The sequence below is a fragment of the Xanthomonas sp. Leaf148 genome, assembly GCF_001423585.1.
Taxonomy (GTDB): Bacteria; Pseudomonadota; Gammaproteobacteria; order Xanthomonadales; family Xanthomonadaceae; genus Xanthomonas.
The window spans coordinates 1-12,248 of the sequence record NZ_LMOP01000008.1 but is presented as its reverse complement, the minus strand read 5'-3'; the positions used below and the strand labels follow the sequence as shown (position 1 = coordinate 12,248).

Annotated in this window: 13 protein-coding genes and 1 pseudogene; 6 read left to right on the top strand and 8 right to left on the bottom strand. The window is 65.9% G+C overall.

The window, feature by feature from the left end; genetic code table 11:
* Positions 1-16 precede the first annotated feature (16 nt).
* Both ASF90_RS04905 and ASF90_RS04900 read left to right on the top strand, forming a co-directional pair.
* Positions 17-781 (top strand): glutamine amidotransferase, encoded by a 765-nt coding sequence (locus tag ASF90_RS04905; RefSeq protein ID WP_055846686.1) that lies wholly within the window; start codon positions 17-19, stop codon positions 779-781.
* 45 nt (positions 782-826) lie between these two features.
* A complete protein-coding gene (locus tag ASF90_RS04900) occupies positions 827-1,726 on the top strand; it encodes a BPSS1780 family membrane protein (protein ID WP_055846683.1) in 900 nt (299 codons plus the stop codon).
* Between the two features lie 447 nt (positions 1,727-2,173).
* On the opposite strand, the gene ASF90_RS24160 is transcribed toward ASF90_RS04900, so the two are convergent.
* The 5 genes from ASF90_RS24160 to ASF90_RS04875 form a co-directional block, all read right to left on the bottom strand.
* Positions 2,174-2,548: a hypothetical protein gene (locus ASF90_RS24160; RefSeq protein WP_236699206.1), complete on the bottom strand. Its 375-nt coding sequence runs from the start codon at positions 2,546-2,548 to the stop codon at positions 2,174-2,176.
* 54 nt (positions 2,549-2,602) lie between these two features.
* Entirely contained in the window at positions 2,603-3,340 is a 738-nt protein-coding gene (tatC, locus tag ASF90_RS04890; RefSeq protein ID WP_055846680.1) for a twin-arginine translocase subunit TatC, read from the bottom strand.
* Positions 3,337-3,924, bottom strand: a complete 588-nt coding sequence (gene tatB, locus ASF90_RS04885; protein ID WP_055846676.1) for a Sec-independent protein translocase protein TatB — start codon at positions 3,922-3,924, stop codon at positions 3,337-3,339. The genes tatC and tatB overlap by 4 nt, the downstream gene beginning before the upstream one ends.
* A 15-nt stretch (positions 3,925-3,939) precedes the next feature.
* Positions 3,940-4,167, bottom strand: a complete 228-nt coding sequence (gene tatA, locus ASF90_RS04880; RefSeq protein WP_055846673.1) for a Sec-independent protein translocase subunit TatA — start codon at positions 4,165-4,167, stop codon at positions 3,940-3,942.
* A gap of 72 nt (positions 4,168-4,239) precedes the next feature.
* Complete coding sequence (locus ASF90_RS04875; protein WP_055846670.1) at positions 4,240-5,145, bottom strand: YSC84-related protein; 906 nt, start codon at positions 5,143-5,145, stop codon at positions 4,240-4,242.
* 152 nt (positions 5,146-5,297) lie between these two features.
* Between ASF90_RS04875 and hemH the strand changes: the two genes are divergently transcribed.
* Positions 5,298-6,263 carry a ferrochelatase gene (gene hemH / locus ASF90_RS04870; RefSeq protein ID WP_055850152.1) on the top strand — a complete coding sequence of 322 codons (966 nt, stop codon included), beginning with the start codon at positions 5,298-5,300 and terminating at the stop codon, positions 6,261-6,263.
* Positions 6,260-7,126 (top strand): alpha/beta hydrolase, encoded by an 867-nt coding sequence (locus tag ASF90_RS04865; RefSeq protein WP_055846669.1) that lies wholly within the window; start codon positions 6,260-6,262, stop codon positions 7,124-7,126. Before hemH ends, ASF90_RS04865 begins: the two co-directional genes overlap by 4 nt.
* A 447-nt stretch (positions 7,127-7,573) precedes the next feature.
* On the opposite strand, the gene ASF90_RS04855 is transcribed toward ASF90_RS04865, so the two are convergent.
* The 3 genes from ASF90_RS04855 to ttcA all read right to left on the bottom strand — a co-directional run bounded on the left by ASF90_RS04855 (position 7,574) and on the right by ttcA (position 10,522).
* On the bottom strand, positions 7,574-8,359 hold the full coding sequence (locus ASF90_RS04855; RefSeq protein WP_055846662.1) for a SprT family zinc-dependent metalloprotease: 786 nt from the start codon (positions 8,357-8,359) through the stop codon (positions 7,574-7,576).
* 282 nt (positions 8,360-8,641) lie between these two features.
* Positions 8,642-9,547 (bottom strand): recombination-associated protein RdgC, encoded by a 906-nt coding sequence (locus ASF90_RS04850; RefSeq protein ID WP_055846659.1) that lies wholly within the window; start codon positions 9,545-9,547, stop codon positions 8,642-8,644.
* A gap of 60 nt (positions 9,548-9,607) precedes the next feature.
* Positions 9,608-10,522, bottom strand: coding sequence for a tRNA 2-thiocytidine(32) synthetase TtcA (gene ttcA, locus ASF90_RS04845; protein ID WP_055846656.1), 915 nt, complete (start codon positions 10,520-10,522; stop codon positions 9,608-9,610).
* 559 nt (positions 10,523-11,081) lie between these two features.
* On the opposite strand from ttcA, the pseudogene ASF90_RS24155 reads away from it, so the two are divergent.
* Together ASF90_RS24155 and xylA are read left to right on the top strand one after the other, a co-directional pair.
* Positions 11,082-11,296: pseudogene (locus ASF90_RS24155) on the top strand (xylose isomerase); the annotation flags it as partial.
* A gap of 1 nt (position 11,297) precedes the next feature.
* The coding region (gene xylA / locus ASF90_RS04840; protein ID WP_236699205.1) for a xylose isomerase at positions 11,298-12,248 on the top strand (951 nt) is incomplete at both ends.

Genomic DNA, 12,248 nt, shown 5'->3' with positions numbered 1-12,248 from the left:
GTCCGGGTTGTCGCGCATGTCCGTTTTGCCGTTCCTGATCATCGAAACCGGTCACCCTGTGCCGGAGATGAAGCGATACGGCCGCTTTCCGCACTGGATCCGCGTGGCGGCCGGGCTGGCCGAACACGACACCGTGGTGATCGATGTCGCCAATGGCGACGACCTGCCAGACCGCGGCCGCTTTGCCGGCATCATCATCAGCGGCTCGGCCGCCTTCGTCACCGACCGTGCCGAGTGGAGCGAGCGCAGTGCCCAGTGGCTGCGCGACGCCGCCCATGACGGCAAGCCGTTGCTGGGCATCTGCTACGGCCATCAGCTGCTGGCCCACGCGCTGGGCGGCGAAGTCGACTACAACCCGGCCGGCCGCGAGTCCGGCACCATCGCGCTGGAGCTGCACCCGCCGGCTGAACAGGACCCGTTGTTTGCAGGCCTTCCGGCGCAGTTTCCGGCCCATGCCACCCACCTGCAGACGGTAGTGCGCGCGCCGGACGGTGCCATCGTGCTGGCGCATTCGCGTCAGGACCGCTGCCACGCCTTTCGCTGGGGCCGCGCCACCTGGGGCGTGCAGTTCCACCCGGAGTTCGCCACCCACCATATGCGCGGCTACGTGCGCGCGCGTGCCGAGTGCATTGCCCGCCACGGCCACTGCGCCCGCACGGTCGCCCGCGAGGTCACCGCCGCCCCGGTCGCCCGCAAGCTGCTGCGCCGGTTCGTGCATCACGCCCGCGGCCTGCAAACAGTGAACGCTCATCCCGCCGCGCACACGCAAAAGCAGCGATAATCGCGTTACGCCGGATGGTCCGGTGCGTATCGATCCGGAATGGGAATGAGCGAAATTCGCAAGGTGCCGGCGTCTGCCGGCGCAGAATGGCTGTTGACCGGTTTCTCGCTGCTGAAGCGGGCGCCGCTGGCGCTTGGCTCGCTGGGAGTGATCTGGAGCGTGGCCGCCTCGCTGGTGGTGTCGCTGTCGGTGCTGGTGCCGCTGCTGGGCCCGGCACTGCAATTCCTGCTGGTGCTGGCCGGCCCGTTGTTCATGGGCGGCATGCTGTGGGCGATCCGCGAGGTCGACGAGGGCCGCATAGCCAAGCCATCGCACCTGCTGCATGGCCTGCAGGACGGCCGCGCGCCGCATCTGCTGGTATCGCTGCTGCCGCAGCTGATCGCCGGCCTGCTGCTGGGCGTGCTGCTACTGGCGATGATTGGCGCCAACGGGTTGCAGCAGTTGTCCGAGGTGATGCTCAAGATCAACCAGATCAGCCAGTCCGGCGCGCAGCCGGACCCGGTGCAGATCGAACAGCTTGCCGCCAGCCTGCCGGCCGGGCGCATCCTGCTGTGGCTGCTGCTGACCATCGCCACGTTTGCGGCGATGACGCTGGCGCTGTTTGTGATGCCGCCGCAGGTGATGTTCGACCGCAGCACCGGCGGCCACGCGTTGCGCGAAAGCCTGCGCGCCAGCCTGCACAACCTGCCGGCGATGCTGGTGTTCTTCGTGCTGGCCTTCATTGTCATTTTCGCGATCTATTTCGCGGTGATGATCGTCGCGCTGATCGTCGGCCTGGTGGCCGGGCAAACCGTAGCGATGTGGCTGGCGCAGCTGCTGCTGATGGCCGTGCTGATGCCGGTCTTCGCCGGCTCGGTCTACGCCGCGTGGAAGCAGATGTTCACCCACGAAGGCGCCACCGCACAGCCCACCCCGCCCTCGCGCCCGGATGTGTTTGCCGCCTGATCCCTCAGGATCGTAGGAGCTCACCTGGGCGCGACGAGGCCTTCCTGGTAACGCCCGTCGCGCCCAGGTGCGCTCCTACGACGTTCGATCGGTCTGCGCAGTGTCGGTCCACCTGATCGAGCCCACGCCGCCCTCGCGTCCGGATGTATTGCCGCCCGATCCCGCAGAACCGTAGGAGCGCACCTGGGCGCGACGAAGCTTTCCGAGGAACGCCAATCGCGCCCGGGTGCGCTCCTACGATGTTCGATCGGTCAGTCCGTCTGGTCGAACTCCACGCGAACGACCGCAATGCAGTCGGGTATCTCGCCGAACGGCAATGCATGCGCAGCAAACACGTTCTCGTAAACGGTCACCTCTGCACCGGAGCGCGTTGCGCGCAGGTGTCCCACGCCGCTGAAGGACGTATTGGCGTTCTCTCTCAAGGCAGCATGACGGCCGTGGTAGAAACTACTCGCACGCCTTTCCGGATGTATCGATCCGGACTGTCAGCTCGCCATACATGGCGCTCAGGAAGTCGTGTTGTTCGGTGCCGAACAACTGGAACGGATCGACGGTGTTGTGAATCAGCAACACCGTCGGCATACCGGCACTGGCAGCCACACGCAGCTGAGCCCGCGCCTCGGAAATCTTCTGGCGCACGTGCCAACCGATCGTCCTGGACCATCCGCCATCCGGATCGATTCCGCGCGTACTCTCAATCTGCTTGATCTCTACAGCCACCACCGTGCTGCCAAGCCACACGTGATAATCGGGCGTGCGGGTGGATGTCTCGGCAATTCGCTGACAGTCCAGCCGATGGTGCGCGCAGAAGGTTTCGAACACCTGCTCTGATACGGTTCTCTGCATTCCCAAACCAGCCCGGGGACTTTGCGCAGACTAAGCGCTCTTCGGCACCACAGCCCGCGAGGCGATGATGCCCAGCTCATAAAGCAGGCACATGGGGATGGCCAGCATCAGCTGCGAGACCACGTCTGGCGGGGTGAGTACGGCGGCCAGGATGAAGATGCCGACGATGGCATAGCCGCGGCCTTCGCTGAGCTGCTTGGGCGTGACCCAGCCCATCAGCACCAGGATCACCAACGCGACCGGGAGTTCGAAACTGGCACCGAAGGCGAAGAAGATCGCCAGCACGAAGTCCAGGTACGAGGTGGCGTCAGGAGTAATCGCGATCACGTCCGGCTTGAACGTGGTCAGGAAATGGAACACCGCCGGCAACACCAGGAAGTAGGCGAACGCGCAGCCGATGTAGAACAGCGCCACCGCCGAGGCCAGCAACGGAAAGGCCAGTTTCTTCTCGCGCTGATACAAGCCCGGCGCCACGAATGCCCAGGCCTGATACAGCAGCCACGGCACGCTGAAGAACACCGCCACGAAGAAGGTGAGCTTGAGCGGGGCGAAGAATGCGCCGGCCGGATTGACCGCAACGATGGTCTGCCCCAGCGGCAGCTGCGAGACCAACGGTGCGGCCAGCCAGGAATAGATCGCGCGTGAAAACGGCAGCAGCGCCAGCAGCACCACGCCCAGACCGATCAGCGCGCGCACCAGACGGGCGCGTAATTCGACCAAGTGCTCAATCAGACTGCTTTCGGCCTGTGCGTCGTCGAACAGGCTCAAGGCGCCTTCTCCTGGGTGCTGCTGCTATCTGCAGTCGTTGGGGCAGTAGTGCCCTGCATGTTCACCGGCGTGGAGGCCAGGCTGCCGTGCGGTGCCGGCACCAGCGTCTGCCGGGGCGCCGGCGCAATCGGCTGCGCCTGGGCGATGACCGGGGACGGCCCCGGTACGTGCGCATGCGGCTGCAAGCTGCCCGGCTCTAGCACCACCGGCGCATCGGCGGGCAGCTCCAGCGGTGCGGCCACCGGGGTGGCGCTGGTGCGGATGTCGATATCGCGGCCGAGCTCGTCGTGCAGGCCGCGTGCCTGCTCATGCAGACCGCGCGCACCGTCTTCGACCTGCTGCTGGGTGTTGCGCAACTGCCCTTCGGCTTCGCGCAGCGAGGCCTGCACGTCCTGCAGGCTGCGCTTGAGTTCGTCGGCTTCCAGCTCGCGTTCGAGCTCCTGCTTGACCGAATCCCACTGCATGCGCGCACGGCGCACCCACAAGCCGGCAAAGCGCGCGGCCTTGGGCAGGCGCTCGGGGCCGAGCACCACCAAGGCGACAATCGCAATGAGCGTCAGTTCGCCAACACCTATGTCAAACACCGACGCTGCTCCGGATCAGCGTGCGTCGCGGTCGCGTTCGGCCTGCGCCTCACGCGCCTGCTCGGCAGTGCGGGACTCGTCGCCGAGCTTGCTGGCCGGCTTGTCTTCGTCGTGCATGCCTTTCTTGAATTCCTTGACCGCGCTGCCGAGATCCTTGGCACCGCTGGTGAGACGCTTGGTACCGAACACCAGCAACACGATCACCAGCACGATCAGCCAGTGCCAAATGCTGAAACCGCCCATGATCTGCTCGCTTGCTGAAAAGAAGGAAGACTCAGGATACCCCAGCGCACCGCGCAGGGGGATGACAGCGGCTTAGCGGTTGCCGTCTAGTGATTCGGTGCGGATTTCGCCATCTGACACCGACTGGAACCCCTGCTGCGGAGGCGGCGTGGTGCTGGGCTGCATCGGGACCGTGCTGGCCTCGTTGGCCGGCGGCGGCGGGGCCGATTGCGCTGCCGGGGCAACGCTTGGCGCACGCGCCGGCGGTGGCGGTGCGGTCTCATCGCTGTCGCCATCGCTGCTGCGATTGGCGCGCGCGGTGTAGGTGACCTCTTCCAGACGGTCGCGGAAGGCGATTACATCGGTGGACGGGCGCTCGTTGGTGCGACCTTCGAAGATCATGCGCGGGGTGGCACCGCCGCCGTAAGCGTTGAGGTCGGCGGCATCGTCGATCTGCAGCACCGCGCCATCCAGCGCCACGCCGGCGAACAGGCCGCGGGCGCGCGACCACGACCAGATTTCGGCCTTGAGTTGGCCATCGGTGGCGGCAGCGGCGTTGCGACCCACCGGGCCTGCGGCCACGCCGGCATCGGCGCCGAGGGTGAACTTGCCGTTGACGATGTTGTCCAGGCTGCGGTCGTTGCGGAACACCAGCACCACGTCGGAGGACTGCACGCCGGCCTGGAAGCCGATGCTGCCGCCGGTGAGCTTGACGAACACCGGCTGCGACCAGCTGCCGTCGGCGTTCTTCATCGACATCAGACCGTGGCCGCGGCGGCCGCCGATCACCAGGCCGGCCTTGAGCGTGTCGGGGATGACCACGATGGCGCGCGCCTCGTCGAGCAGTTTGTCCGGGATGGACTGCTCGGGAATTTTCATTATCTCGTTGAGCACCCGCACTGCGTTACGCGCACGCTGGTCCTCTTCCGGGCCGGCGACGGCGTGGCCGGCGGCGAAGGTCAGCGACAACAACAGGGCCAGACGCGACAAACGAGGCATGACAAGCTCCAAAGGACGATCCGTCAAAGATAGCAATGCCGCGACGTTAGTGCTGGTGCAATGAATCGGTGGTGAGCGCATCCGGCGGCAAGACGGCGCAGATCGGGACGATTGATGCGCTGTCCTCGGCAGTCCTGCCCGGCTCTGCCAGAATGGCGCGCATGAACACCACCTCCGATACCGCCCTGCTGGTCGTCAACCTCGGCACCCCCGAATCGCCGACCGCCCCGGCCGTGCGCCGCTACCTGGCCGAGTTCCTCAGCGACCGCCGGGTGGTCGCGATCCCGCCGCTGTTCTGGAAGCCACTGCTGTACGGGGTGATCCTGCCAATCCGCGGACCCAAGTCGGCGGAAAAATACGCCAAAGTGTGGCTGCCCGACGGCTCGCCGCTGGCGGTGTACACCCGCCGCTTGGCCGATGGCTTGAAGGACGCGATGCCCGACTGGCAGGTGGAATGGGCCATGCGTTATGGCGAACCGGCCCTGCGCAAGACGCTCGATGCCCTGCGCGCGCGCGGCATCAAGCGCATCGTGGTGTTGCCGCTGTATCCGCAGTATTCGACCACCACCACCGCCTCGATCCAGGACGTGGTGGATGCGTGGCGGCCCAGCGCACCGGAGATCGACGTGACCGTGATCCAGGAGTATTGCGAGGACGCCGGCTGGGTGGCGGCGATCGCCGATTCCATCCGCGCGCACTGGCAGGTACACGGACGCAGCGAGAAGCTGATGTTTTCCTTCCACGGCCTGCCACAACGCGTGGCCAATGCTGGCGACCCGTATCCGCAGCAATGCGAGCGCAGCGCGCAGGCAATCGTGACCGCATTGGGCCTGGGCCCGGACGAGTGGCAGATGGGTTACCAGTCGCGCTTCGGTGCCGAGCGCTGGCTGCAGCCGTATGCCGAACCGACGCTGTGGGCGCTGGCCGAAGGCGGCGTACGCAGCTTCGATCTGGTGTGCCCGGGCTTTGCCACCGATTGTCTCGAGACGCTGGAAGAAGTGGCCCTGGGCTTTGCCGAAACGCTGGCCGAGCGCGGCGCCACGCTCAGCTACATCCCCTGCCTCAACGCTGCCCCGTCGCACGCGCAGGCACTGGCCGCATTGGCGCGTCGCGCATGAGGTTGGAGCCGTTTGCGTGCGAGCTGGCCATCGGGCGTGTCACCGGCTTGCGCAACACAGACCGCGGGCCACGCCGGGTGCTGGCATTGCACGGCTGGCTCGACAACGCCGCCAGTTTTGTCCCGCTCAGTGCGCATCTGCGCGCGCCCGATCTGGATCTGGTGCTGCTCGACCTGCCCGGTCACGGCCACAGTGCATGGCTGCCGACGGCTGCGGAATACACGCTGAGCAGCGCAATCCATAACCTGCTGCAGGTGGCCGATGCATTGGGTTGGGACCGTTTCACGTTGCTGGGCCACTCGCTGGGTGGCGGCGTCGCCAGCCTGATGGCCGCCGCCGCGCCGGAGCGCATCGAGGCCTTGGTGGCGATCGAAGCGCTGGGTGCGTTGGCCGAACCGGTGGAAAGCACCGCCGAGCGACTGCGCGACTCCGTGCGCTCGACCCGTACCCTGCCGCAGCGGCCGCTGCGTGTCTTCAGCTCGATGGACGCGCCGGTGCGCGCACGCATGATGGCCAATCAACTCACCGAGCCGGCGGCGCGCTTGCTGGTGGAACGCGGCCTGCGCGTGGTCGAAGGCGGCTACAGCTGGTGCACCGACCCGCGCCTGACCTTGCCCACCGCCATCCGCATGACCGAAGCGCAGATCGACGCGTTGCTGGCCGCCATCGTGTGCCCCACCCAGGCGATCTTCGCCACGCCGGGGCAGCCGTATTTCTCCGACACCCTGCGCGATCACCGTGTGGCTATGGTGCCGGACGCCCGCCTGCACGTGCTGCCCGGCACCCACCATGTGCATATGGAAGCACCGCAGGCGGTGGCGGCGGTGATCAACGGGTTTTTGGCGACGCTGCCGCAGCCGTGATGCAGGCATGCGCGATACGCAGATAAGCTGACGCGATGGCAGATCCCATCCGTGTGGTCACTGCGATTGAATCCTTCGCTCTATGGAACGCGCCGTGGACGTTTTTCGACACGGTGCACGCGACGCCACACTTGACTGCCGATGATCGCCTGCTGTTGCAGCAGGTGTGGTCAATGGCGTGTCACGCCGAGCACTGGACGTCGGGTGGCACGCTGGATGCAGGCGCGGCGGCAGCGGAGAGTGCGCTGACATCGCACTTTGCGTGGTTGTCAGCGCAGGCCTGCCGGCAACTTGCCAGGGCTGCGTCGTACGCGTGGCGCTAACCAAGAGTGCCATCACGCGTGATCGGCAGGCGGCGGCCCTGTTGCTGAGCCATTGCGGGATTCAACACGCGTACTGATGATTGCCGCGGCTGCGGCAGGCGTGATTTCCGCAACGACGTGTGCGTCACTCGCCCTGCAACAACCGCCGTAGCTGGGCCTTGAGTTGGCGGCCGTGTTCGTGGAAGTAGCTGCGCTCGTCGCGCCAGGCGGGGAAGCGGTGTTCCACTTCGGCCCAGAACGCGGGCGAGTGATTGGCCTGCAGCAGATGGCAGAGCTCGTGCACCAGCACGTATTCGAACGCCGACGGGCGCCCGAGGACTAGCGCCAGATCCAGCGCCATCGAGCCATCCGGCGCGAGCGAGCCCCATTGCGACGACATCACCTTGAGCCGCAGACGCGTGGGCGGACGCGGCAAGCCGGGCAGATAGGTGGGCAACCAGCGGCCGACGTCGGCGCGTGCCTGCGCTTCATAGAATTCCTTCAGCGTGCGACGCAGACCGGCGTCGCCCAACCGGGACGGCACGTGGAAATGCGCGCCAGCCTCATCGACTTCGATGCGCGTGTAACGGCCCTCGTGCCAGTGCAGCGGCAGCAAGACGCCACGCAACGGCAGCAGCCCGGGCACACCGCGTTCCAATGCAGGAAACGCATCGACCTGCTGGTACCGCGACAACTGCGTGCTCAGCCAATCCAGATGCGCATGCAGGAACCGTTCGCCGGAGATCAGGCTGGCCCGCAGCGGCAAGGTGAGCCGCGCACCGCGTTCGTCGACACTGAGTTTGATGCGCCGCGCGCGTGAGTCGCGCACGCGCAGCACATCGATCTCGCGGCCTTCCAGTTGCACGCGCACGCAGTCGCGTTGGACAACCTGCGAGGGCGGCGCAATCAGGCGGCGGACGGGCTTGAACATGGGCACAGGATAGCGCTGCGATGTGTCAGGTGGTGAGACGCCGGAGGCATTGGCATGGATGCGTGCGTGAGGCCGGATGACTGCCTGCATCGGACGCGATGTGGACACCGTGGCTGCCCGTCTGCATGACACGCCTGCAGCGCAGAATGCCAGGCACCGGATGCGCACGCGGTGCGGTCAGCGCACTGCGTGCCACGCAGTGCGAACCGGTGCGCGAGGCATCCGCCGCACGCTGGGATGCAGCGCCAGCCGCGCTGACAACTGCGGCTGGCGTCGTACGGATTACTCCGCCTTGCTCAACTTCAGCGCGGTTTCCAGCAGCAGGAACAACCGGCGGATTTCCGCGCTCATCAATGCAAAGCGCGCATCGAGTTCGGCACGTGCGCCGTCGTCGTCGCTGTGTTCGAGCTGGTCCAGGGCGCCGTCGAGGAACTTGAGCTTGCGGATCACCAGATCGTCGCCGAGCACGAACGACAGATTGTCGTCCAGCACCAACGCCAGCTTGGTGACCTGCTTGCCGGCCTCCAGATGCTTGTCGATTTCGTCGCCGCGCAGTTCCTGATGCTGGCACTTGACCACCGCGCCGCCTTCGATGGGGTCCTTCATTTCGCACTCTTCGCCCAGGCTCAGGCCTTCGGGCAGCGGCTCGCCGGCAATCCAGCCGGTGAGGATGGCGCGCGGTGCGACTTCGGCATTCAACGGCAACGCCGGAAAGCTGCCGAGCGCGCCGCGGATCTCGCTCATCACGTTCTCGCCGCTCTTGCGGCTGGAGGTGTTGACCGCGATGTAGCCGTTTTGCAGGTCCAGAATCGCGTCGGTGCGCGAGCTCTTGACGAAGGCGCGCGGCAGCAGCTCATGGATCAGATCGTCCTTGAGGCGCTTGCGGGCCTTGCCACCCGGGCGGCGGCCTTCCTTCTCTTCGATCTCGGCGACCTTGCGCTCGAGCAGGTCGTTGACCACCGCGCCAGGCAGGATCTTGTCCTCGCCACCGATGGTGAGCCACAAGAACTCTTCCAGGCGGTGCGAGAGCACTTCCTGTTCGTCGCGGCCGAATGGCGAAATGAAACCGCGCGAACTCATTTCCAGCGGGCCGACCGGCTTGAGCTGCACCTGCGGCAGCAGCGTCTCGATCTCGGAAAAATTCAGCGTGGTGGGAAAACGGAACAGGGTGAGATTGCGAAAGAACATGCGTAAGACCGAAGAAGAGAAACGTGGAGGTGGAAGACCGACGGCGACCGGGTGGGCGCGTCAGTCGCTGTCGTGTGTGGTATCGCCAGTGGCGAACCAGGCGGTGGAATCGTGCGCGGATGCGGCGGTGTCGGGCGCACGGCCCAAAGTCATAAAATCGAACAGCGTGCGGTCGGCCAGTTGCTCGGGGCGCACGTCGCCGAGCGCGCGCGCAATCTGCTCGACCCGGCCGGGCTGCTCGTGATCCCACTGCTGCAGCATGCGGCCAACCTGCTGGCGCTGCAGGTTTTCCTGGCTGCCGCACAGGTTGCACGGGATGATCGGAAACTGCCGCGCCTGCGCGTACTCGGCGATGTCGGCCTCGCGCACATAGGCCAGCGGGCGGATCACCACATGCGCACCGTCGTCGCTGCGCAGCTTGGGCGCCATTGCGGCCAGCCGCGCGTGGTGAAACAGATTCATGAAGAACGTGGCGACGATGTCGTCGCGGTGATGGCCGAGCGCGATCTTGGTCACCCCATGCGCTTGCGCATAGGCATACAGCGCGCCGCGCCGCAGCCGCGAGCACAACGAACACAGGGTCTTGCCGGCCGGAATCACCCGGCTGACCACCGAGTAGGTGTCTTGCTCGACGATGTCGAATGGCACGCCCAGCTCGCGCAGGTAGGCCGGCAGCACATGGGCGGGGAAGTCGGGCTGTTTCTGATCCAGATTCACCGCCACCAAGGTGAACGGCACCGGCGCCTTGCGCTGCAGGTGCAACAGCATGTCCAGCAAGGTGTAGCTGTCCTTGCCGCCGGACAGGCACACCATGATCTTGTCGCCGGCGGCGATCATGCCGAAATCGGCGATCGCCTGGCCCACCTGGCGTTGCAGCCGTTTGCCCAGGCGCAGCTGCTCACGCTGCAACCGCTGGCGCGGGTCGCGCGGCGCGGGGTCGGCCAGGGGTTGCGGCAGCGGCAGGACAGCGGTCATAAGCCGCCCATTGTAGCTGCCCGGAGGATTGGGTCGTGCCTGCGGTGGCCGCCCCCATCCGCCCTTCGGGCACCTTCCCCCGTACACGGGGGAAGGGAGCAAGCCCTCGTCTACGGGGGAGCGCCTCCCACCTAGCCATCCCCCGGCAGTGACCTCTCCTGCTGGTCCCCTCTCCCGCACGCGGGAGAGGGTGCCCGAAGGGCGGGTGAGGGCAGCACGCCAACGCACATCACCGGCATCCCCACATCCGGCTGCCACGGAACAGTCCGCATCTCGCAGCGCAGCAAGCCTTTCGGCGGCGGGCTGGGTAAAGTCCGCAGGACCGTTTCAGCTGGGATCGGCATGACACCTTGGGCTTCGCTGTATGGCGCGGCTTTTTTCATTCGGCTTTTTGGTAGCGCTAACATTTTTTGGGTTGCGAAGCAGAACACGCACGCACAGACCGACGGTATGTGCTGCAGCGACGCGGCGCCACCGGCCGTTGCGCGTTCCATTACTGCTGTGTGTTGATGCCATCCCTCTCCCCCGTGACGCCCCCCTTTTTGCAGGAGTCCACCCCATGAGCAACACCGTTTTCATCGGCGCGAAGGAATATTTCCCCGGCATCGGCAAGATCGGCTTCGAAGGCCGCGACTCCGACAACCCGCTCGCGTTCAAGGTCTACGACGCCAATAAGAAAATCGGCGACAAGACCATGGCCGAGCATCTGCGCTTTGCCGTGGCCTACTGGCACAGCTTCTGCGGCAACGGCGCCGATCCGTTCGGCCCGGGCACNAAAATCGGCGACAAGACCATGGCCGAGCATCTGCGCTTTGCCGTGGCCTACTGGCACAGCTTCTGCGGCAACGGCGCCGATCCGTTCGGCCCGGGCACGCGCGCGTATCCGTGGGATGCGGGCAACACCGCGCTGGGGCGCGCCGAAGCCAAGGCCGATGCCGCGTTCGAATTCTTCACCAAGCTCGGCGTGCCGTATTACTGCTTCCACGACATCGACCTGTCGCCGGATGCCGACGACATCGGCGAATACGAAAGCAACCTCACCCACATGGTCGGCATCGCCAAGCAGCGCCAGGCCGACACCGGCATCAAGTTGCTGTGGGGCACCGCSAACCTGTTCTCGCACCCGCGCTACATGAATGGCGCATCCACCAACCCGGACTTCAAYGTGGTGGCGCGCGCGGCGGTGCAGGTCAAGGCTGCGATCGATGCCACCGTGGAATTGGGCGGCGAAAACTACGTGTTCTGGGGCGGCCGCGAAGGCTATGCCTGCCTGCACAACACGCAGATGAAGCGCGAGCAGGACAACATGGCGCGCTTCCTCACCCTGGCACGCGACTAYGGCCGYGCGATCGGCTTCAARGGCAAYTTCCTGATCGARCCCAAGCCGATGGAGCCGATGAAGCACCAGTACGACTTCGACAGCGCCACGGTGATCGGCTTCCTGCGTCAGCATGGCCTGGACCAGGATTTCAAGCTCAATATCGAAGCCAACCAYGCGACGTTGTCGGGCCACAGCTTCGAGCATGACCTGCAGGTGGCATCCGATGCCGGCCTGCTCGGCAGCATCGATGCCAACCGCGGCAACCCGCAGAACGGCTGGGATACCGACCAGTTCCCGACCGACCTGTACGACACCGTCGGCGCGATGCTGGTAGTGCTGCGGCAGGGCGGGCTGGCACCGGGCGGCTTGAACTTCGATGCCAAGGTGCGTCGCGAATCGTCCGAT